This window comes from Escherichia sp. WS2035 (genome assembly GCF_046487065.1).
Lineage (GTDB): Bacteria > Pseudomonadota > Gammaproteobacteria > Enterobacterales > Enterobacteriaceae > Escherichia > Escherichia coli.
Window position 1 is genome coordinate 70,003 of record NZ_JBJQKD010000001.1, and the last position, 22,321, is coordinate 92,323.

Below are 22,321 nucleotides of genomic sequence, written 5' to 3' on the forward strand. Positions count from 1 at the left end.
TGGTGCGTCAAGTGTCGCCTGTAACGGTTTTCAGGAGGCTAATCCCGACGCCTGATTTTGCAGGCGCGGGAGAAAGATACTGCGATCGGTTATGAACGGCAAGCGGTTTTGCTGCGGTGAGTGCGGCGCAATGCGGATCTGGAATGCGCCTCGCAAAACCACGCCGGGGATTATTTGACCGTGACCTGTCCGTTCATAAGTAGAGGGAGGAGCCAGTCGCGGAGTTGGATTAAATGACTATTCTCTTGAGTGTTTGATGCCAGTTTATTATAAATTGGCATCATTTTATTCTCGAATAACGCCACAACATCAGGAGTGGGGCATATGATTTCACAATTAGTGATATGCGTATTGGTCAGGTTATTAATATTAGTTCCCAAGCACTGATTGTTTATATAAGACTTAAACCATTTCGATTGCAGGAATGTATTTATAAAATATCTGTATTTTCTGACGGGTGTAATTTTTGAACAAAATGCGCCAAATGCATGTTTTTTTTCGAAATAATACACGCCATTCTTCCCTACATGCTCCTTACTACCACTTGACATCACGATCAATATGTCAAATTTATTTAGCATTTGATTAACGTTTACTCTACTAGAAGGAATGAAGACTAAATCATCAATATCAACATTATTTCCCGTCACATTTGTAGCGCGAAGAATGCCTATCGTATCTTTATCATCCTGAGTTCGAACATCCTCTTTGCTATAAGTAACGCCACGATCTAACTCAATAAACTTACCAAGAATGGAGTCATTCCAACCTGCCGGAATTTCCCGTTTCAGCGTGGCGTTATACTCCATCTTCCCGCCGGAGGTTTTATACGGTTTTCCGTTGGCATCAGGGAAATCAAACTGTACAAACCAGTAGTCATACAGTGTTTTCGCCATCGCTTCCAGTTCCGTGTTGATGCGGTTGTTGAGGGCGATTTTTTTATCAATAACACTAAGAATAGTCACCAATTTTTCTTGACATTCAATTTCTTCAGGTATCCTGACTGGATATTCTTTTAAAGAAACTAGATCAACTCCAGTTTGTCCTCCGGTTCTGGCAGATAATTTATCAACATATTGGAAAACAGAGTCTTGCTTCAAAAAATAGTATAAAAAATCACGACTTACACCTTCTTTAGGTATAACCTTCAGCAAGGCAACGTTATATGCTCCTTTCAATCCGCGACATATTTGAAAAATTGGGGGACCATACCTACCAATCATAATATCGAATTCATCACAAAATTTCTTCGTCGACGATATTGGTATATACGTGGGAAATGCATCCGTTTTGTAATCACGCGTCTGGATCAACCTGACATATCCAGGTTTAGATACATAAATAAATTGAGATTTTGGAGGTTGACTTCCTCCGACAAAATCACATACATCTTTAATTTTCAGATAATTAAATTTCATATTTGATATCTGCCATCTGCATTTTTATTTGCACTTCTAACTCGCGCGACTGTTCAAAGAGATTATTCAGATTCTCCGTAAATCCTTTCATCTTCGCGGCAAACTGTTCCGGCGTCATGTCGGTGTATTCGATTTTCACATCAAAATACTGTCCGGCGCTGAACGAGTAATTTTTCGCGGCGATGTCGTCATAGCTGACCACCACCGAGAAATCCTCTTCGCTCCACTTGTTGTTAAACGCTTCGCAGATCCGTTTTTCTTCGCACTCCGTCAGCACCGTTTTCTGGTTTTTGCCGTCTTTGACCTTTTCACCTAAATTCGAGGCGTCGATCAGCACCACTTTCTCTTTGTTGCTGGCGTCAATAAACAGGATCGACACGTTGGTACCGGTGGTGGCGAAGATATTCGACGGCATGGAAACCACGCCCGCCAGCATCTTGTTTTGCACCAGATGTTCGCGAATGCCTTTATCAATGCCCGATTGCGCGGTGATAAACCCGGTCGGCACGACGACCGCCGCCTTGCCACCCGGTTTCAGCGAGAAAATGATGTGTTGCAGGAACAACTGGTAAATCTCCATTTTGTCCCTGGCTTTGGCTTTGATTTTCGGTATCCCGGCAAAGAAACGTTGCTGGTTTTCCTTGCTGTCCAGCGCGTCACGAAAGTCGCTGAAATCCATCTTAAACGGCGGGTTGGAGACGATGTAGTCAAAGCGTTTCAGCGCGCCGCCGTCCTTGTGGAACGGATGCAGAATAGTGTTGCCCTGGATAACGTTAGGGATCGAATGCACCAGGTTGTTGAGGATCAGGTTCAGACGCAGCAGGCTGGAGGATTTCTGCGAGATATCCTGGGCAAAGATGCTGCAACGATCTTCCCCAATGGCGTGCGCCACGTTCATCAGCAGCGTGCCGGAACCGGCGGACGGGTCGTAACAGCTTACGTTGCGCACCACGCCCTGCTGCGCTTTCGGCACCAGGATTTCCGCCATGATGCGCGCCACGGCGTGGGGCGTGTAGTATTCCGCGTATTTGCCGCCGGAGTTGCTGTTGTAGTCTTTGATCAGGTATTCAAAGATGGTGGCGTAGAAGTCGAATTTCTGCGTGAAGATGCGTTCGAAGCTGAAATCGGCCAGCTTGTTGATGATGGCGCGGCAGAAATCATCGCGCTTTGATTCGTCGGCGATGTACTGGCTGAGGCGCTCAAACAGCACCACTTTCGCGCCGCCGTCGGTTTTGACCGCGAAGACGTCGTTGTTGGTGGCGGCGATGTCCATCAGGGTGTCGTCAAAAGTTCTGGCAAAGTCCGCTGCGTTTTGTCGGTTATACAAGTAACGAATAAAATGGTGCGGCTTCAGGCGGGCGGTATCCGGGGCCATCCGCTGTTGCAGCTTTTTCAGTTGATCTTCGCTCATTGCGCTGAGCGCATCTTCCCAGCTTTCGGCGCTGGCGATACTTTTATCTTTCTGTTTGGCCTCAAAAGCGAATTTGTCGTTCAGGAATTTGTACAGGAATGCCTGAGTGATAATTTTGAATTCGTTACCGTCGTTGCCCAGGCCGTAGTTCGCACAGATGCTTTTCAGGCTGTCGATCAGGGCTTTGGTTTTGTCTCTAAATTCCAGTTCTACCACGTTCGTGCTCCGGTATTAAATTCGTTCAGGTATTCCGCCACAATCAGGCGGTTGATGTCGCTTACCGCACTGGAGGTCAGAGTGATATGGTGCTCATCCTCAAAGTGCGTGATGACGCATGACTCCATATGCCGCTCAAAATAGCTTTCATTGTTCAGTATCTGGCTGTTGTTCAGCACTTTTTCATCTGCATCCAGCTTAACGCTAAGCAGTGCTTCGAAGATTTTACGCTCCGGCTCGCTCAGGCCGCCGCGCTCGCGCAGGCGTTTGTGGGTACGCGCGTATTTCACGTCGCCCCGGTATTTCTGGCGCAGCAGGTTGTTTTGGCGGTTTAGCTCTTTGATGCGGCCATGAATTTTATTGAGTGTGCCGATATTCGCAACCATTTCTTGCTGGGTGACTTCGCTGAGTTTCTTTTTCTTAAACAGACGCTCCAGTTCGTCTTTCAGGCTGACGAACTGCGGGTCCTGCTGGTCGAAGTTGGCGGCCAGCGCTTCGCGGGTGCGGCGCAGCGTCTCTTTCAGCTCGTCGGCCAGTACCAGCTCTTCTTCACCCACTTTATGGAATTCAAAGATCACCTCTTCCAGCGCCCGGTTCAGCAGGCCGGAGAGGTCAACGCCCTGTTCCAGATCCGCTTTTAGGTTGAGTAAGTCGAGGCGGCGGCTGGCTTCGCGATAAAGGATGTTGAGTTTGTTGAAATCCAGCGCCTGGAGAAACTCAGTGTTGCCCTGGAGGCGGATGAGGTTGTACAGGCTGCGGGCGTCGGCCAGCGCGTTTTTTAGCGCCAGCGCGGTTTCCCGGTCCTGGATCTGGTTTATCTGGTCAGTGAAGATTTCCGCGTTTTCGGTATCGAAGCTAAACAGAACGTCTTTGATGTGTTCGATTTCTTCGCGGATCTCTTCCGCCGATTTGAACAGGCGGGAGTAGTGCTCCATTTCGTCGCCAAGTTCAGCCTGTAGCTCTTCGAAGTAGGCTTTGTTGGTAGCGTCAAATTCCTGGCGGATGTCGGCGAAGTCCACCACGTAGCCGTAGCGGAAGTGGTTGTACGTACGGTTGACGCGGGTCAGCGCCTGGAGCAGGTTGTGCTTTCTGATCACCCGCCCGAGGTAGAGTTTTTTCAGCCGTTTGGCGTCGAAGCCGGTGAGCAACATGTTGTAAACGAACAGCAGGTCAATCTTGCCCGCTTTGAATTGCTCCACCCATTCTTTGCGCTCCTGCTTGCTGCCGATGTCGTGCAAGATCAGGGCGGCGCGTTTGATTTTCCGCGTTTCTTTGGCGTGGAGGTGGTAAACGGCGGCAGGTTCTGCGGCCTGTAATACCGGCATTTCTTCGGAGACTTCATCGGCGGCGGTGGGCGATTCGGCGTAGTCAGTGTTGAATATCTCAAACATCTGCTTGGCCTGTTCAGAGCTGTCGCAAATCACCATGCCGCCGATGGTGTCATCATTCAGCGCGCCCCGGCTTTTGGCAAAGTCGGTGACGATGTAGTTCAGCATCGGTTTAACAAAGCTGGGATGGGCGTAGATGTATTTGCGATCCACATCGCCCATTCTGACTTCCACCTCTTTTAGCGCCTGTTGCAGGATCATTCGGTAGTTGGTGGCGATCTCTTCGCGGATCAGGCGCAGCGTGTAGCCGTCGGCGATGGAGGCGTTGTAGTAGTATTTGTGGATGTAGTCGCCGAAGAGGTCGCGGGAGTTGTAGTCTGTGCCCAGCAGAGGCGTACCGGTCAGGCCAATTTTGATGGCGTTGGTGTCCGACTGGCTTAAATTCGCCAGGAAGCTCCCTTTGGGGTTGTAGCTGCGGTGGACTTCATCGAGGAAGTACACGCGTTGGATGTTGATGTCGTAGTCTTTGGTGGTGACGACATCCGGGTCATCGCGGAATTTCTGGATGTTGACGACGGTGATTTCCGCTTTGCCGTGGTGGTTGTGCAGCGCCTGCGTTGCTTTGATATCGCGAGTGAAGGCTTCGCGGGAGTCGATAAGGTGAACGATTAAGCCACGGGCGGTGAATTCACGCTGCGCCTGCTGGAGCAGATCAAGACGATCGACAATAAAGTAGAATTTCGGGATCACCTGCTGATTCTGGAAGTAATCTGTCAGGAAGCGCACGTTGTAGTATGCCAATGCGGTTTTCCCACTGCCCTGGGTGTGCCAGATAATGCCTTTTTTCACACCCGCGTTCAGCTTGCGCTCAATCGCTTTGGTGGCGAAGAGCTGCGGGTAGCGCATGATGTGTTTTTGGATGCCGCCCGGTTCGGCTACATACACCAGCGCATAGCGCAGGATAAATGCCAGCCGATCCCGGCTCAACAGCGCGGTGCAGAGGCGGTTTGTCGGGCGGTTGTGATCTTTGTTGGTCTGAAATTCCGGGTTGGTGCGGATCACTTCCAGGTTGTTGTCTTTCAGGACGGCGATTTCGGTTTCTTCTGACAGCGGTTTCAGTAAGTTGGTCAGGTTGAAGAGTTCTTCTTCGCGGAAGTAGTTGAATACCGGGTTGCTGTAAGAGCTGCTGGCGTAGAATGCCCCTTGAATCGGCTCCGGGTCGCTGTCGTCATACTCCATGTTATTGGAGAAGATCATGAACTGGGTGATGTTGGCGAAGCGTTTGAATTTGGGGTTTTTAAAGCGTTCGTTGATGCGGTTGCGTTCTGCGACGATGCCTTCCCGATTGTTGGGTTTTTTCACTTCGATAAAGATTAGCGGCATGCCGTTGATCAGCAGCGTGATGTCCGGGCGGAATTCTTCATCACCGTTTTCGCATGTCAGTTCGGTGACGACATGGAAACTGTTGTTGTTGAAGTTATCAAAGTCGATCAGTTTGATACCGGAACGGTCACTGAGTTTTTCGAAGAAGGCGCGGCCCAGATCATCGTTGTCGAGAAGCAGCGTGAGGTCTTTTAACAGGCGTCCGATGTCGTCTGGCGCAAGTCCGGGATTTATTCTGCCAATCGCAGCGGTGAAGAGGTCAGGGAAGATATTGGTTTCTTTGTCCCAGCGTTGTTCTTTAAGGGACAGGTAGTGGTAGCCCAGCCGTATCAGGTGGAGGATGACGGGGATTTTTACTCGGGTATCTTCAGTGAATTTCATTGTGTTCCCTGTATTTATCACGTCTCAGGCCATGCAGCGCCCCACAACCTTGGAACGGCTGGCAACAATGTCTGTTCGATTTGCATCTATGTTACACGTTCTCTTTAAACCGACCGAGTCTATTTGTCGCACTTTGCCTGAATGTAGGTAAGTTTGTATTTTTTGCTCAATGTCGATTTTAAGTGGACGAAATGAGGAATCATTAAACTATTTCTTGCTGTGGCGTATCCCTGAACCTACACTGGTTTAAATATTTCTACTAATGTCTATTCAGGAGCGACATTTGCCAAACTATCTAAACTGGTTGATGCAAAACACGCTACCCGGTCAGGTGCTGCTCCAGTCATGGCTTACCCGCAATGGCGTAGATCGTAAGCTTTCTTATCTCTATGTTCAGAATGGCTGGCTCAGGCGCATCGCTCACGGTGTGTACTGCCGGACGGGCCGTGAGCCGGATTGGGTAGACGCGGTTTACTGCCTTCAAACACAGTGGGAAAAGCCTGTTCGGGTGGCGGGGCTAACCAGCCTTGCGCTTCAGGGCCATGCGCACTATACCGAACCGGGTAAGCCGCAGGTCTGGCTCGCGCTTCCGGCTTACGTCAAACTGCCGGGATGGTTTGCTGCCTTCGAACAATCAGCAACATTTATCACGCTGTATACATCGGGCCTTACCGTTGATGTCTCGTCATTTACTACGGAACTGAAAATTGGCGACCGGCAGTTAGCAGGCAGTGCACCGGAACTGGCCGCGTATGAGATCGCCTGCGGCGTTCCTTCGTTGATCTCGTTCGAACATGCCGATGCTCTGTTTCAGGGGGGGAATCTTCTCAGCCCACGCAAATTGCAGGCACTGCTTCGCGCCAGTCATTCGATTAAAACCAACCGGGTGATGCTTTACCTTGCCCGGCGTAATGGACACCCTTATTTTCAGTATCTTGATCAAAGCGGTATAGAAACAGGTACGGGAAAGCGGCAAATCATACCTGGTGGCTGGCTGGAGCCGGATTATCAAATTACTGTTCCCCGCACATTTAAACCGGAAGGAGTCGAAGATGGATCTGCGTGATAGCTATGCCAGGCAGGTTAAACTGTTGATGGCCGCTCTGCCGCATGTGGCGAAGGAATCCTGTTTCGCGTTGAAAGGCGGCACAGCAATCAATTTATTTGTGCAGGATTTCCCCCGTCTATCGGTGGATATCGATCTGGCGTATAAGAGCTTTGCGGATCGCGATACCGATCTGGCGGCGATCAACGACGCTTTGAAGAGAATTACTGCATCGCTGAACGGCAGACCGGGGATCACCGCGATTCGGCAGGAAAATAAAGCGGATGAAAAGCGCATCATTGTGAATACCGCTGATGCAAAGATTAAGATCGAGGTTAGCCCGGTCTGGCGCGGGCTGTTGTTGCCTCCGGCAGAAATGCCTGTGTGCGAACGTGTGGAAATGGAGTATGGCTTCACCACCATGAGTGTCGTCTCGCTGGCGGATCTTTATGGCGGTAAAATATGTGCTGCGCTTGATCGTCAGCATCCGCGCGATCTGTTTGATGTGTTGAATATGCTGGGGAGACCGGGCCTGACGCGCGAAATTTTTGACGGTTTTCTTTGTTATCTGGCAGGCCATCCCCGTCCCATTGCCGAGTTGCTGGCTTCAAACTGGGATACAGATCGGATTGCCACGTTATACGCTCAGGAATTTTCGGGGATGACTCAGCAGGAAACGTCGCTGGAATCGCTTCTGTCAGTAACGACTTTGCTGCCGCAGGCGTTGAAGTCACATTTTACGGATCTGGATCGCGAGTTCTTGCTCAGTTTTAAGCAAAACAGCCCTGACTGGTCGCGGTATCGCTATCCTGAAATTCAGCATCTTCCGGCTATTCGCTGGAAGCAACGCAATCTGGCGATGCTTAAAGATAAAAATCCGGCGAAGTATGTGGCGGCGGTGAATAAGCTAGAGAGGGTGCTGGAGTAATATTCTTAGCGCTGTTCAGGGACTCTGAATTGGGCCATGATGCTTTGGTTATATGAATAACTTCGTGGCAATAACTCAAACATATTCATTTAATTCAATACATAGCACCATCGAGTAAGAGATCGCTGAGTTATCAGACGATCTCTACTCATGAAAATACGAAACTATCTCTTTCCAAAGCTGATCTGAATAACATTATCTGGAGTACCATTATCAGACTCAATGATCTCATGCTCAATAAAATCCCCCCATTTCAGAAACAGATTCCGTAATTTTTCCGCTTGCTGCCCGACCTGGTAGGTTCTGATTAACCTGTCTTTGGGCACATGATTTAACAGAAGTTCTATAAGCCGTTCTGGTGCGTCCAGATATTCAGCGCAGCCTGTAGCAATGCTGCGGCGTAAATCATGTGGTGAGAAAGGAGCGACTTCTGCCATATATTTTGTTTTCAGGCGTTCAAGAGCACGAGTTATTGCGTCACCGGTGACAGGAAAACTTGGCTTACTGAGCGACTCGAATACCCAGCCGCCTTCTGAAATAATGCGCTGAGTCTTCAATAGAGAAAGCGCCAGAGGATGTAGCGTCACGATATGACTTTTACCGTTTTTGGTTTCAGGTATTGTCCAGCGGTTGCCATTAATCTGCTCCCAACGCATATTCACCGCTTCGGAACGTCGCACCCCCGTCAGGATGATGAGGCGTAATGCGTTAGCAATCGCTTGTGAAAGAATAACGCTGGACGCGATGCCTCGCCCTCCGGTTGCGACAGATCCGCCGCCGAACCCCGCTTCATCCAGTGCCTTCCATAACATTTGCAACTCGTCTTGTGGCAACCAACGCTCACGCGGTTTTCCCATTGAGGCACCAAACATTGCGGGTTTAAGCAAGCGAGCAGGGTTGTGATCGATCAATCCCTGCAAAGCGGCATGGTCAAGCGTCATATTGAGAAGAATAAGTCCCTTGCGGACACCTTCGGCGCTGGTCTTTCTGATCCGTATGAGATGTTCATAAATGTAGGCTCTGGACAGGTCGCAGACGCGTACTGAACCTAAACCTTTCTCCAGATGGCGGCGATATGTTCCCTCATAATCAGCCAGAGTACGCGCCCCAATGGGTTTATTGGTTTCACGGAATGCCAGCCAGTTTTTTCATAATTGTGAAAAAATCGGCATTTGTTCATTTTGCTGTTTTTCCGTTTTTCGCGCATAACGCGGATCAATACCTTGTTTAACCAGCGCCAGCGCGTCTGCATGTGCTTCACGCGCCTGAGACAATGTCATTGCAGGGTAGGAGCCTAACGTTATTTTAATCTGTTTTCCGTTGAGGTAAGGGCGGTAAATCCAGCTCTTCGTTTGACTCCCGGAACGGGATTCGACAGACAGGCCGGAACCTACTTTTGATTTGACGCTGACGGTTATCCGACTTTTTCCTTCAGGGGGAGTCAGGTTTGCGACTTGCCTGTCCTGGGTTATCAATATTGCCATTTTTGGCCTCATCTCGCGTACTTGCTGGCGTACTTGTTTAGCATTGTATAGAGCGAAATTCGATGGAACAATATAAGATGGGTTTTTTGTTTAATTATATGATTTTTAATATTTTTATGAGATTTATAGAGACGTGTAGATATGCGGAAAAATAGATGCTTTTTGGTTTCGTAATGCGAAGGTCGTAGGTTCGACTCCTATTATCGGCACCACTTAAATCAATAAGTTACACATCATTAATACCTTCCTTATTTTTTGATTGGGACAGATTTGGGACCGATGGGTTCAGGATCGAATCTATTTACCGTGCGTGTTCGGTAAGGTGATTAGGTGCGAGGTGAGCATATCGACGAACCATTTCGAGAGTTTCCTATCCGCTCATTTTTAAGTGCAAGCAGGGAAACACCGGACCAAACCAATCAGCTGTTCGAAAATGGCAAGCGGATTAATATGCCATGGCGGCTTTGAGCCGCACGCATGGGGTGTGGCAAGCCTGATGGATGTTACTGTGCTTGTGGTGGCGTCTTTGCTGGTCTGGTTGTTGGTTAATCGCGAAAATCATTATGCCAGAGGAATACCACAGGACGTTCAGGTTTTGCATAAAAAAGCCCACCATTAAGGTGGGCAAAAGGAATGATTTATATTCTCTGAGAGAAACATTACATTTCTCTTTGTCACTTCTAACATAAAAATATGGAGAAATAATGGAGCTTATATTAATTGGCGATTAGGTAACCATGTGGTTATACAAAACAATACAGTTCTTTACATTTGCCTTGTTTTATGAATACTCCTAAAGAGGTGTATAACATAATGGTACAAGCAGGGTAGATATGAATATATTTGAACAAACTCCACCAAACCGCAGACGTTATGGTCTTGCTGCATTCATTGGGCTGATTGCTGGCGTTGTTTCCGCATTTGTTAAGTGGGGGGCAGAAGTTCCATTGCCACCACGTAGTCCGGTTGATATGTTTAATGCAGCGTGTGGTCCGGAATCATTAATCAGGGCTGCAGGCCAAATTGATTGCTCCCGTAACTTTCTCAATCCTCCGTACATTTTTCTTCGGGATTGGTTGGGACTGACAGATCCAAATTCGGCTGTTTATACCTTCGCCGGGCATGTCTTTAACTGGGTTGGTGTAACGCACATAATCTTTTCGATAGTTTTTGCCGTTGGTTACTGTGTGGTCGCCGAAGTATTTCCGAAAATTAAACTTTGGCAGGGCTTACTGGCAGGTGCTTTAGCGCAACTTTTTGTTCATATGATTTCATTCCCTCTCATGGGACTTACGCCACCTCTCTTTGATCTTCCGTGGTATGAGAATGTCTCTGAAATTTTTGGACATTTAGTCTGGTTCTGGTCTATTGAAATTATTCGCAGAGATTTACGAAACAGAATTACCCATGAGCCAGATCCTGAGATCCCTTTAGGCTCAAATAGATAATGCTTTGAATGATAAAAATGGCGCAAATATAGCGCCATTTTTATAGGTTAAAAACGTTGCTTTTCATATTCTGATGCGGACAGTCAGTGATCATATCGCGCTACTTCAGGATGATGTAGATCCGGAGGACGCTACAGAAGAAGAGGCATTGTTGCTGGAAAATGGAAGAAGTTTCAGGTTTTGTTGTCCCTGAAAAACGAAGCCCCGCTATTACAGCTGGCGGGGCAATGCAATTAATTATTGTATATTTATAACGGTGTTAGCCCGTATTTAGCTCTTGCACGATTGCAAGCCTCATTGACTTCTCCGTTCTCACCAGACATGGCGAATTCTCTGCATGTGGACGATCGATTTTCATATATCGTGCAGCAGGCATTTTTGCCCGGTGTTCCTGCAAGGGCAATACATCGGGGATTTTTCTGATTAGTACCGCTCATGCATCGGTGAAAAGGGGATATTTGTTCAGTGAGCCTGGCGGGAATGGTACCGCCAGCATCGTCGGCTTCGGCCCAGTAAAAAGAGACGCGGAAAAATGCACAACAGGCACCACACGTCATGCATGGATTCAAATTGCTCATAATTCACCAGTACAGCTATAAATCGTAAAGATAACTGCGGTACGTCGTATGCAGGGACGTATCGCGGTTGGCTGGTGTACTTTCGATAGTGTGAGTATTGAATGATTTCCAGCCGTTACCGATTTTACGTCCTAATTAGTGAAGAAACCACTCGTTAGCAGGCCGCCTGGTACCTTTCCGTGTCTCCTGAACACTGTGGTGTGCATATGAGAAAGCTCATCGGTGACATTGACGATCGCTTCCACATCATTTAAACGATTTTTGAGTCTCTGAGGTGGAATTCTTCCCTCGTCCGATGGATAAGTCTTAGTCCGCCGAAGGGGGCTTAGCCGGACAGGAATCGCTAATCTTAATGAATTTGTCGTTATAGACCAGATAATGATTCCCCGGCTGACGTAACTCAGGCTGATGAACCACGTCTCCCGGACGTAGATACCAGGCATCGCCTTCCTCTTCGGTCGAATCACATCCTGGTTTAATCAGTAGCTTAAACCACGTGTTGCCGGTGTTACTTACCGTTCCTGTCACCTGATCGAAGGACCATTTAAACTGAACCTGACGTGGTCGTACTACCAGAATGGTATCCATCACCACCACCGGCTCCGTGCTGACCTCACCGCCGCTTGGGCTGCGTTTTGTCAGGTTACGAGTGGGGACCTCGCGAAATGAGACCCGGTAGTAGCGCTCGCGGTTATCCCGTGGGCCATGATAGTAAAATTTAAAATACTCGCTCTCACCAGCCTGCAACGCCAGCTGGCGGGGGGCGAAAAGTAGTTCACCATCCACCGGTCGGGTGCGCAATTCACTGCTGCCCGGGCTATCAATAGCACTGATGGCAATACGGTATATCCGTGCGCTTTTGTTGTTATTCACGACACGTTTGCTGACAAAGTCAGTCTCGGACGGCAGTGAAAAAGTCAGATTGCCGACCGAAATCGCCTGTGTCAAAGGTGCCGCCAGCATACAGACCACTGTCAGCAGGGCCTTAGTTAATGTTACGCCACGTCGCCTGAACATGAATCTCTCCTGAAGCGCTGACTTCGCCAAACCAGCCGTTATCATCTACCGTACGCAGAGAAATGGCGTTATCCATTGGAATCGAAAATTTGACTGTGGTCTTATCCATCTGCCCCACTTCGCCAGAGATATCAGTCCACGGTGTGGTCAACCACAGCGCATCGGTCATATCCCGCCAGCTATCATCGCACCCGGCATCGTAGGTTTTTGTAGCTCCGTTGCGGGTAATAAAGGAAAGCGTCGCCGGGAACGGTACTTTCGCCTTACCGTCATCGGAGCTGAAGACACAATAGGAGCGCCCGCCAATCACCTGCGCGGGTCCGGTCACCTTGATCAGCACTTCGTCGGCAGCTGTTTTACCGCTGGTGGTTACGATATAGCCGAAATCGAGTGCCGACTCGCCGCTGCCGACATATCCCTCCCGCGACGGTGTCTGAGTATATTCATCGGAGATAATACTGATGCTGAAATCACGGGGTTTGATAATCAGCGTGTTGGAGGTAGAAAATTCATACCAGCCAGACTCCGGTGATGTGGTGTTCTGAAAGCGAAAGTTGAACAGATCTTTGGTGTTGATATCGCTGATCCCGAGGTTCACCATCTGCTTAAAGAAGTTGCTCGAGAAGAACACATAGATCGAGTCTGCGCTCTTCATCTCGTTGAAGGTGTAGTAATAGGCAGTATTGCTCACCGGTTTCCATGAACTGCCATTCAGACTGAACTGCATATCGTACGCCCCGACGGCCGAGGCTAACGACGAGTTGGCGATCGCCGGGAATATATGGATTGAGGTGTTGCTGAGTCCGTTTGTTTGCAGGGTATAGTTAACCATCTTACAACTTAATCCTGAACGGCTGCCGATGGTTTGCGTCCGGCAGTCGGCGTTCCCTTCGCCCAGAGTCGGTACTCCGTCGCTGTTGATAAATACTTCCGCCAGCGAGTGGGTATTTATCAACCGCAGATTTGCTGCTTTCGTATGGGTGACGTTGCGAACATACCAGTTGCCGGAGGCCTGATCCTTACAGCGTGCGCCGCTGCTGGCGTCATAGTTCACAGAGGTCTGGCAGGCATTGATGGTCATTGTAAAGCTGCTGCCGACGGGCATTTGTTGCAGATACTGGTAAAACGCGTCTGACAACATGCCGTGCATCCACTTCGCGCCGCCGCTGGTCACCGTCGCGCCATAAAATCCACTGGCGTCGGTGGTTTGCGGCAGGATAAGACTGGTGGTCATATTACACCCTGCGTACCAGTTGATGCAGCGCAAGCCAGTTAAAGGAGATGAAACTGGTGAATTTTCCAGCCACATATCAAACTTCCAGTTGGTATAAAGGCCGGTGTTGTAACCGTTATCAATGTAGCCGAGGCTTTGCTGATAGATGGTTCCTGAACCATTGTATTTTAAACCGGTCCAGCGGTTGGCACCGGTCAGGCGCGGATCCAGCGCCCCGCCAGGAGTGACGAAAAAGTTGTCGTCTGAGTTGTTTTCGACAAACACAAACTCGCGTGCCGGAGCATCCGCCCAGGTTGTTTTGCTCACTGCCGCTCTGAGCGCGGTTGCAGGCCAGATTAGCGCAAAGATTATCATCGCTATCAGTAGGTTAACTCTCATTCTCTTCTCCTGTCTGCGTCACCGCCGCCCACGATGAGAGGCCGCTGCAGACCACATCACCGACCCAGACGGCACCGCGCGCCTGGTTGAGTTCCAGTGCCACTTCGCAGGTTTTATTGCCACTGTAGCGAAAATCGATAGTGGGGTATTTCTTATCCACGTCCATGACAAACTCGCCGTTTTCATCGGTTCGGGTTCGGCCGATATGGTTGTTAATCCGTGCGTTAGCCAGCAGTGTGCCGTCTTCCGCACGGATACGACCGGAGACGGTAACCATCTGCTTCACCTCTGGCTCAATGACAGCGACATTGCCTGGATAGAGAGTCAGATGACTTTTGCGACCGCTGACGATATCGTAACTGTCGAGTGAGTTTTTGCTGTTCTGCAACTCCACCTCATATCTTCCATAGGGAGAGAGCGGGAGATAGTTACGCTTGCCGTTAAGCGGGAAAATCCGCCCGTTGATTTTGGCGCTGATCTGACCATCGTTCTCCAGGCCAGTGTCGAATATCACCCCAGCGTTGCCATCGGTCCGCCCGCTGGCAGCGATGTTTTTACCCTGCCAGCCGACGCTGCCGTTGGCGGTCAAATTAGTATTGATGTAGCCGTCCGCCGCGCTATTGACGTTCAGCGTTCCGCTGGCGTAACGAGCGTCGAACTGTGCATACGCCCCACCGCTGAGGGTTTTGTCATCACCGGTATCGCCGGAGATGGCTCGTGACAGATTGGCACCAACAGTGCGAATGGTTCCTTCATCAAACTGTTTGCGTGCTGACAGGTTTGCCATGGTGTAGCCGTTTTGATGGGTCATCCCTGCGCTAAACCAGTTGCCCAGTGGTAGCGAGAGATCGAGAGCGATATATTTCCCTGTATTGGCGCTGCTGTCGCCGTTGTTATAGCGCTGAATACCGGCCCGCAGGCCAAGCGAACCAAAGGTACCGCTGTAGACACTTTGATAGTAATCTGCCGTGTAATAGTGGCTGTTGTAGCGGCGGTCATCATTGTAGCTGATGCTGAACGTACCCAGCTTCGACCACAGTGAGTTCAGGTTGAGTGTGCCGCCGATTGCACGGTTGTCGGCATCGCTACGTCGCAATTGATTGCCAATGCGGGTTTTTTCCTGGTTAACCCACAGCGAACTGAAGCCTCCAGGTAGAGTGGCGCTGATGCTGGCGATGTTGCTCCATGAGCTGTCACTGGCCAGCATGTTTTGCAAGTTAACGTTGATCGCCCCCCCAAGCGGAAGCGTCAGACGGGTTTCACCCACCGCCTGATTATCGTATCCATATCCCGTTGCCGCCCAGCTAAACGTACTCAGTGAGCCGGAGGTCGAGGCACCTGCCAGCCAACTCTCTTTGGCTGGTCGCGTCTTTTTCCCGTTTTCCGACCAGCGATCCATATGAAAGCTACCGCCCCATATCTGCCACGCCAGCGGTGCACCGACGCCACGCCCCCGGCTAAACAGCTTATTGACCCGCTGGGTGCGTTTGCTGATCACGCGACCGTTAACGATTACCTCAACTTCCACATCGTAAATACCGTACGGTAGACCCCGGGTATCCACTTCATGATTGCCCATGGTGAAGTTCTGAACGCTTAGTAGCCGCCCATCACGGGTGAGATGTACTTCGCCCGCCGCCGGTAAAAAGGCGATCACTGGCGTGGCCGACTGGCTGCTGTCGAAGATGGTGGAGCTGGCCTGGTTTCCCCAGGAAAGGCCGTAAATCTTCCCTGCTGAAATGGCGGTCATCGGCCCTAAGGACTGCAAGTTCCAGGTGTCGAGCATTCCACCGGCAAATCGGTGACCAGCAAAATCGCGTTCATACATCGCTTTATATAATTCACTGTCCTGTTGACCGCTACCAATCCCGTACAGTGAGCCGTCGAGCACCACGTGATGTTCGCGCAGCGCAGTAACGTTATTCAGCGACAGATAGCTGGAGGTGTTGCTCCCGCCGTTACGCAACTGGTTGTTATAGACGCCGAAGTTATAGCTCAGATTACTGCTGAGGGTGTTAACACTGGACTGCCCGATGTCTTCGCTACGTGAGCGTAGTACGGTGCCCAGCGCTTCGCGCTTGACCACCAGCTGCAGCAGCAGTTGGCGCAAGCTGAGATCCAACTGCGCGTTGTCAGTCAGGGGGATGGTAAGGGCCTCATTGAACGGGGCGTTGGCCAGAGTCATCAGCTGCTGTCGAGTTTGTTCGCTGACACTGGCGTTATCTTCACTCTCTTCCAGCTGTATTTTTCGGATGCGTAACTGTCCATCATCCAACCAGATAAAAGCGCTGCCGATTCGCTGATCGTCCTGGCGACCCTGGCTACCGGCGAGATGAATATAAAGCGGGACGCTCATGCCGTCCTGGAGCGCCTGACTGAAGGCCTGCGGAATAATCACCCCACCTATTTGCTGCGCACTTATGTCAGCAGCGCTGGCATCGGGCTGAACGAACAAAAAGACCATGCCGAAGGCAAACTGGGCTTTCAGTCCTGGGGAGAACCGTCGTAAAGGCATTGTCGTTATCCATCTGCACAGCTATCTATTTCACGGGAATGAACTTATCACCCTGCCAAAGTGCAACCCGTCCTTTGTTATCCGCCGTGTCCACGCGGGTAAAACGACGCGACTTGCCCGGCATCAGGTAGTAATTCTCTTTACACTCCTTACCATTGGCGGCTTTCAGGCAGGGGCCGTAGGCGAGGATCCGCAGCGTCGCATTTCCTGTATTTGTCAGGGAGCCGTTGGCGTACTGAAAGTGGTAGTTTGCCTGGCGGGGTGCGACGACCAGGATGGTGCCGATGCGGGCGGAGGCAGTGGCCACAGCGCTGCGGTTGGCATTATCGCGCTGCGCATCACTGAGGGCCTGATCAAACCAGACAATGCGGTAGTAGCGCTCTTTTTCATCTGCTGGTCCCTTATAGAAGAAGCGGATCACTTCGCTGGCTTGGGCGGGTAGCAGCAAGCTGGCGGGAGTGAGTAGCAACTCATCCGGCTTGTCCATTGCGATAACCTGCCCGTCGTCAAGCGGTGAAGAGAGCCGTTCGAGACGGATATTGATGAGGCGGCCACTGTCGGTACTGTTTTGGATCGTTTTGCTCAGCGTGCTGCTGTCACTGTTCATAAACGATGATATATCGCCGACATCCAGCGCCTGGGCCGGTGATATTCCGGAAAACAGCAGAGCGAGAGGCAGAAGGTGCTTTTTCATAACAATTCCGTCCAGGAATAAAGCAGGGGGGTACCCCTGCTGGTACATCAGAGAGATTAACTGGTCCAGGTAGCGTCGAACTGTACGCTAACGTCGCCGCTCCAGATGCCTTCCGGTAGAGTGCTGTAATCGGTTACTGCGGTGGTACCATTGGTGGTGCCGCTGATGATGGAGAAAGTGAAACCATCCTGTGCAGTGGTACGATTGCTGGCATTGTAACCGTTAGCCAGTGGGCTAAGGTTGCCGCCCAGTACGCCGTTGGCGGTATCGATCATCACGGTATCGCCAGTTTTTTCGACTGCCGCGCCGTTATAATCCACGCCCACATTCAGTGTGGAACCTGAGGTATCCAACTGGGTTAAGGTGTTGGTGATAAGACGTGAGGTCAGTTTAAAGGCGGTAGCCGTTGAGTCACCCTCGATAGCCACGTCAAATAGACCTTTTTGTGAGTTAAAACCTTTAATGCCTTCGGCATACTGGAACGCCAGGCTACCGAGTGGCGTCACAACCAGCTTACTGGTGGTGTCTTTTTTGGCTGTTGCTGACCAGGTCGCTACAGCCTGAGCTGTTACGTCAGCAGCCTGCGCCACACCTGTACCGGTAAACACCGTTACCAGAGCTATTGCCAGAACCTTTTTTTTCATTGCTTTTCTTCCCGAGTTGAATTGAGGACATGAAGTCCCGGTGAGTCATTTTTTAAAACTAACTTGCCTGGAGTTTACTGAACCAACTTATATAATTTTGAGTACAGCTTGGCCTCTGCATTACGCCGATGGGTATACACTGTCTTCACACTACAATTTTCAATTCTGGCAATCGATTTAGGCAGCATTCCCTGAGCCGTCATGCGGATAATTTCCATTTCCCGGTCAGTGATTTTATCTTTCTTAATATCTTTTCTCAGGAACCTGCCATTAATCACATAGGCCAGTTCTTTTCTAATATCACGACTCAGTCCAGCGTATACCACGCCCCTAATATTGCTGTTGTAATACCAATAATTTGCTAAGGCTTCTGACTTTCTGGCCGCAATCAATACGACCTGTTTCCCCTTTACCGCGGATAACCACTCATTATCACGGTTTATAAACTCAGTTAAAGAATCCGTATTGAGATTGATAAACACGAAATCTTTTCTGATTTTCTCCAGCGATAGATAAATTAATCTGTCGATATCCACAATCAGTTCAGATAGTCCTTTATAGAAGTAGGCGTCATGGGGAGACCAGATGTATTTATCAGAACGGTTTTGACATTCCATATGGTTTTTAACCTCATAGTCCCTGCTGTAATCATTTTGCCATGTCACTACTTTCCAAACCTGTAATTTTTACAGGTACATTCAGTTTTTTTAGTAAATCGGAAGTAAATAAGATACGTAGCACATATCAATATAGGTTAAACGAGATTAAGTTTTAATTATTTCGATTAGGTTTAAATTTATGTTTTTTTCCTGATGAGTGTCAATATGTGAACAGAAAATGAATTCCATGGTTAAGTCAATATTTACAAAAAATGAAAATATTGCTTTTTTGATAAGAAGAAAAAGACATTCAGTTTCATAAGGTTATTGGCAATATAACGTTCAATTCTTACTTGCATTTTATATTAGCCAGGAACTTTGCCCTGAGGTGTTAGGAATAGTCTTAATGTGTTGTGTAATGGACTAGTAAAAAAACAAGTTTAAATGATAAGAAATAGAATATAAAACTATCATAAGTCATAATTAAAGATGATTTGCCAATCAGTAAGGTGTTTTAATGGATTAACATGCCGCACAAAATGGTTATGGGTGTTCATTCCAATAAGTGATGGAAAATTAAACAGGTGTAAGTACGTCATCTGTCCGGTAAGCCCCCTAAGAGCTAAATTAAGTGAAGTTAAACGAAGACTGCCAGTTGTCACAGGAACGATGGCCTCTTTGCCAGGGCACTGCATTCAGTCATCTGTGCGCGTTACTCTAACTGGCACTCGAACGTCGGCGATGGGGTTACCGATGGATCTGGCCGTTCCTGTGGCGTAAACGTTTTTATGTCAGTACCAACAGATTTACCACATTTATCATCTTAACAGTTTGAGTGTAAATGCAGGCTGCGTCGCAAAGGGAGGAAACTGAGTGGCGTGTTCAGTCTAAAAGAGAGTTGATGCCAGCATACAGGGCGAAGCTGGTCAACAAGTCAACATTAATATAATGGAATATTCGGAGAGAAACGTCAGGCAGTTGACCTTAAATGAACAGGAAGATACATCCCCAGGAAAATTAATGCTGGTGTAATAAATACACCAACATTAATCCGGTCTGATTATTAATCAGACAAATATCGTTAATTCGTCGAATTTTAAATCAACGTTTTTTCTTACGACCCTGAACGGCCTTAAAACGTGGATTAGATTTACAAATCACATACAGCCGTCCTTTTCGCTTCACAATCTGACAGTCTGGATGGCGTTCTTTTGCGGTACGCAGAGAGTTAAGGACTTTCATCATGCCCCCTTTTTCGTGCTAACAAAACGACCAAAACGTTGGGTGAACCGTGCAACATTTCCTTCTGATGCCACTGTTCTCAGCTTCCCTGTATAGAACGGGTGCGATTTCGAAGAGACATCAATTGTTACGTACGGATACGTTACGCCATCCAGCTCAATCTCACGGTCTGTTTTGATAGTCGAGCCGATTTTAAAGTACTCATCAACGCTGGTGTCGTGGAACACCACAGTACGATACTCAGGATGGATATTGGGTTTCATCATTTTTACCTGTTATGTTATAACATAACCGTAAAGATACATGCTCATCCGGATCATTTCAACACCCAATCACTGTGACTATTTGTGGGATGTGGAATTTCCGCAACGGGGAAGTCTGGCATTGTTAGCAGCCATTGGCGACGCTCCCATAAACGCCTGGATGAGTGATTGATGATGGTTTCGCTGAGAGTATGGATTTTTCGAGAATGGAGGCTATCTCCACTTTACTGGCCGATGATTTATTGCAGCATGATTGATTACCTGACAATGTGTATTCCTCTCCCACGGATATAATAATTACTTACAAAAAAGGGAGAGGATGCATATTTTAAATATCACTGAAGTGAACAGTTTATTGCCGTTATTAATAGAAATGGAGAAATAAATAGGCGTATTCTACAATTGCGACAAAAACAACGATATTAATCAGTTTATGACTGATTTGCTGTACTTTATTCTCTTTCATTGGTACTTCCTCGCTTTAAAAAAGAGTGCACTTCGTAAGTGCCCTTATATAAATAACGAGTTTGGTCAACCAATTTTTTGACATGTATCACAAATTTGAATAGATGTATTACATCGGCTATCTTTTATTGCCCCAACGTCATTGATATATGTCGCCTGAAATCAGTTACGGGAATGAGTCTGATCTCAAGACTGGCCCAGTCCTGGCGTTGATTGGCGCTGAGGAGCATATCGCATCTCATCGTAACGTCGTATCTCCTGGGGTGTTATACAAGATATCGTTGTAGGTAACCAGGGAGAGGAATTGAGTCTATTAAACCGTCAACTATGCCGGATACATACTGGATTACACTGCAGGCACGCCTTGCGAGAGAACGTGCCGCAGTGACGGGTTAATTATCTGAAAGAATTTGCGAGGCTGTATCGGTTACTCATTGATTTGATAGTTTTACTCTCGGGAGAGTAATCGATATTTAATCCATTAACGGAAACCAGCCAGTTCCTTTCGATGCCTGAATTTGATCCCATAGTTTATCCGGAATGGTTAATTCAGGAACGCGTTGTGGATTAAGGGCTGTTTGAATTTCATGACTTCTACCTGATTCAGCTAAAGTCACCCATTCTGGATTTATCACCAGCCCTTTACCGATCGCAACAAGTGGCAGGCCAGCGGAAATTGCTTCTTGAGCCTGAGACGGTGTGCGTATTTTACCTGCGGCGATTACCGGCACTCTGCCTGCAATATGATTTAAAATCAATTCAATAGTTCGGGGACCATTTGGCGACTCAACAGGGTAGCTATCGTTAATACTGACCAGCGAGGTATGTATATACGAAATACCGGATGAAATGAGCCGATCAAGGAGTTTATAAGTATCCTCTATCCGCAGTCCCCCTGTTACAGATTCTTCAGGAGATATTCTGTAACCGATAGCAAAGGGCTTTGTCGCATATTCATAGACTACATTTTTTACTTCCTGTAATACGGCCAGCGGGAAGCGCATACGTCCTTCAAGATCTCCTCCCCATCGGTCATTACGCTGGTTAAATAGAGGGGAGAAGAAATTCTGCAGAAGGAATCCGTGCGCACCATGAAGTTCAACGCCATCAAAACCTGCTTTAATCGCCCTTTTTGTGACATCTCCGAATGCTCTAATGGTTTCCTGAATTTCGTTTTCAGTCATTTCCCTGCTTTGTACCACTCTCTTCATAAAGTCACCAGATTTTACGCTTGATGCGCTGGCACTAATAACATCGTAATTTGGCACAAGCTCCGGGATGGCTTTATTACCGGCGTGGAAAATCTGCAAAATAGCCGGAGCACCGCCACTTTTGGCTGCAGCTGCTAACTTTTCAAGGCTGTTAATGAAACGGTCGTCATACGCGGCAAATTCATGAGTAAACCCAATGCCGCTTGGCGTGACATAGGTACATCCTGTTATTACTAAACCAACATTTTGTGAGCGACGTTTATAAAATTCGAGTTCTTGCTCAGAGATGGTTCCATCAGGATTAGCTGACCAGGTTGTCATAGGAGCCATAACGATACGATTACGTAGCTTTATTTTTTCTGTCAGCATAAAAGGAGAAAACAATGATGGGTGTTTATTTGTCATAACAATACCTCAAATGTTTATCTGATTTTAATGC

19 protein-coding genes and 3 pseudogenes are annotated in these 22,321 nt (G+C 48.4%); 6 read left to right on the top strand and 16 right to left on the bottom strand.

Annotated elements, in window-relative coordinates; all coding sequences use genetic code 11:
• Positions 1-170 precede the first annotated feature (170 nt).
• From ACJHX4_RS00405 to ACJHX4_RS00415, 3 genes are read right to left on the bottom strand one after another with little or no spacing between them, the layout of a single operon-like run.
• Positions 171-1,418 (bottom strand): restriction endonuclease subunit S, encoded by a 1,248-nt coding sequence (locus ACJHX4_RS00405; protein WP_000671528.1) that lies wholly within the window; start codon positions 1,416-1,418, stop codon positions 171-173.
• Positions 1,408-3,045 (bottom strand): class I SAM-dependent DNA methyltransferase, encoded by a 1,638-nt coding sequence (locus ACJHX4_RS00410; RefSeq protein WP_000229741.1) that lies wholly within the window; start codon positions 3,043-3,045, stop codon positions 1,408-1,410. The genes ACJHX4_RS00405 and ACJHX4_RS00410 overlap by 11 nt, the downstream gene beginning before the upstream one ends.
• The gene (locus ACJHX4_RS00415) at positions 3,039-6,137 is read right to left on the bottom strand and encodes a type I restriction endonuclease subunit R (protein WP_000673070.1); all 3,099 of its coding nucleotides are present in this window, start codon (positions 6,135-6,137) and stop codon (positions 3,039-3,041) included. Before ACJHX4_RS00415 ends, ACJHX4_RS00410 begins: the two co-directional genes overlap by 7 nt.
• 283 nt (positions 6,138-6,420) lie before the next feature.
• Here ACJHX4_RS00415 and ACJHX4_RS00420 point away from each other — a divergent pair, with 283 nt between their 5' ends.
• Positions 6,421-7,203, top strand: a complete 783-nt coding sequence (locus tag ACJHX4_RS00420; RefSeq protein ID WP_001295795.1) for a type IV toxin-antitoxin system AbiEi family antitoxin domain-containing protein — start codon at positions 6,421-6,423, stop codon at positions 7,201-7,203.
• Entirely contained in the window at positions 7,190-8,110 is a 921-nt protein-coding gene (locus ACJHX4_RS00425; protein ID WP_000365807.1) for a nucleotidyl transferase AbiEii/AbiGii toxin family protein, read from the top strand. The genes ACJHX4_RS00420 and ACJHX4_RS00425 overlap by 14 nt, the downstream gene beginning before the upstream one ends.
• Before the next feature lie 164 nt (positions 8,111-8,274).
• Here the strand turns inward: ACJHX4_RS00425 and ACJHX4_RS00430 are convergent.
• Positions 8,275-9,594: pseudogene (locus tag ACJHX4_RS00430) on the bottom strand (tyrosine-type recombinase/integrase).
• A 226-nt stretch (positions 9,595-9,820) separates the two neighbouring features.
• Positions 9,821-9,964: pseudogene (locus ACJHX4_RS00435) on the bottom strand (integrase); the annotation flags it as partial.
• A gap of 63 nt (positions 9,965-10,027) precedes the next feature.
• Here ACJHX4_RS00435 and ACJHX4_RS00440 point away from each other — a divergent pair.
• The 3 genes from ACJHX4_RS00440 (at position 10,028) to ACJHX4_RS00450 (ending at position 11,235) form a co-directional block, all read left to right on the top strand.
• Entirely contained in the window at positions 10,028-10,213 is a 186-nt protein-coding gene (locus ACJHX4_RS00440; protein WP_000146240.1) for a hypothetical protein, read from the top strand.
• A 214-nt stretch (positions 10,214-10,427) separates the two neighbouring features.
• Positions 10,428-11,042, top strand: a complete 615-nt coding sequence (locus ACJHX4_RS00445) for a YagU family protein (protein ID WP_001019923.1) — start codon at positions 10,428-10,430, stop codon at positions 11,040-11,042.
• Positions 11,043-11,115: 73 nt separating this feature from the next.
• Complete coding sequence (locus tag ACJHX4_RS00450) at positions 11,116-11,235, top strand: tail fiber assembly protein (protein ID WP_023141399.1); 120 nt, start codon at positions 11,116-11,118, stop codon at positions 11,233-11,235.
• A 55-nt stretch (positions 11,236-11,290) separates the two neighbouring features.
• Here ACJHX4_RS00450 and ACJHX4_RS00455 read toward each other — a convergent pair whose 3' ends face one another.
• The 7 genes from ACJHX4_RS00455 to ecpR all read right to left on the bottom strand — a co-directional run bounded on the left by ACJHX4_RS00455 (position 11,291) and on the right by ecpR (position 18,719).
• Positions 11,291-11,620 carry a YkgJ family cysteine cluster protein gene (locus ACJHX4_RS00455; RefSeq protein WP_001295797.1) on the bottom strand — a complete coding sequence of 110 codons (330 nt, stop codon included), beginning with the start codon at positions 11,618-11,620 and terminating at the stop codon, positions 11,291-11,293.
• Positions 11,621-11,926: 306 nt separating this feature from the next.
• The gene (ecpE, locus tag ACJHX4_RS00460; RefSeq protein WP_001295798.1) at positions 11,927-12,637 is read right to left on the bottom strand and encodes a fimbrial chaperone EcpE; all 711 of its coding nucleotides are present in this window, start codon (positions 12,635-12,637) and stop codon (positions 11,927-11,929) included.
• Complete coding sequence (gene ecpD / locus ACJHX4_RS00465) at positions 12,606-14,249, bottom strand: fimbrial adhesin EcpD (RefSeq protein WP_001265646.1); 1,644 nt, start codon at positions 14,247-14,249, stop codon at positions 12,606-12,608. Before ecpD ends, ecpE begins: the two co-directional genes overlap by 32 nt.
• On the bottom strand, positions 14,239-16,764 hold the full coding sequence (gene ecpC, locus ACJHX4_RS00470; protein ID WP_001131109.1) for a fimbrial usher EcpC: 2,526 nt from the start codon (positions 16,762-16,764) through the stop codon (positions 14,239-14,241). Before ecpC ends, ecpD begins: the two co-directional genes overlap by 11 nt.
• Positions 16,765-16,789: 25 nt before the next feature.
• The gene (gene ecpB, locus ACJHX4_RS00475) at positions 16,790-17,458 is read right to left on the bottom strand and encodes a fimbrial chaperone EcpB (protein WP_000716404.1); all 669 of its coding nucleotides are present in this window, start codon (positions 17,456-17,458) and stop codon (positions 16,790-16,792) included.
• Between the two features lie 56 nt (positions 17,459-17,514).
• On the bottom strand, positions 17,515-18,102 hold the full coding sequence (ecpA, locus tag ACJHX4_RS00480; protein WP_000730982.1) for a common pilus major fimbrillin subunit EcpA: 588 nt from the start codon (positions 18,100-18,102) through the stop codon (positions 17,515-17,517).
• 74 nt (positions 18,103-18,176) lie between these two features.
• Positions 18,177-18,719, bottom strand: a complete 543-nt coding sequence (gene ecpR, locus ACJHX4_RS00485) for an ECP biosynthesis operon DNA-binding transcriptional regulator EcpR (RefSeq protein WP_000389022.1) — start codon at positions 18,717-18,719, stop codon at positions 18,177-18,179.
• Positions 18,720-19,542: 823 nt separating this feature from the next.
• Between ecpR and ykgL the strand changes: the two are divergent.
• Positions 19,543-19,768 (top strand): annotated as a pseudogene (gene ykgL / locus ACJHX4_RS00490) (protein YkgL).
• Between the two features lie 34 nt (positions 19,769-19,802).
• Here ykgL and ykgO read toward each other — a convergent pair.
• From ykgO to ACJHX4_RS00510, 4 genes are all read right to left on the bottom strand, one after another.
• Entirely contained in the window at positions 19,803-19,943 is a 141-nt protein-coding gene (gene ykgO, locus ACJHX4_RS00495; protein ID WP_000866436.1) for a type B 50S ribosomal protein L36, read from the bottom strand.
• The gene (locus ACJHX4_RS00500; RefSeq protein ID WP_000803998.1) at positions 19,943-20,206 is read right to left on the bottom strand and encodes a type B 50S ribosomal protein L31; all 264 of its coding nucleotides are present in this window, start codon (positions 20,204-20,206) and stop codon (positions 19,943-19,945) included. Before ACJHX4_RS00500 ends, ykgO begins: the two co-directional genes overlap by 1 nt.
• A gap of 364 nt (positions 20,207-20,570) precedes the next feature.
• Entirely contained in the window at positions 20,571-20,672 is a 102-nt protein-coding gene (gene ykgR, locus ACJHX4_RS00505) for a small membrane protein YkgR (RefSeq protein WP_000662258.1), read from the bottom strand.
• Between the two features lie 472 nt (positions 20,673-21,144).
• Positions 21,145-22,287, bottom strand: a complete 1,143-nt coding sequence (locus ACJHX4_RS00510; protein WP_000182343.1) for an NADH-dependent flavin oxidoreductase — start codon at positions 22,285-22,287, stop codon at positions 21,145-21,147.
• Positions 22,288-22,321: the final 34 nt, after the last annotated feature.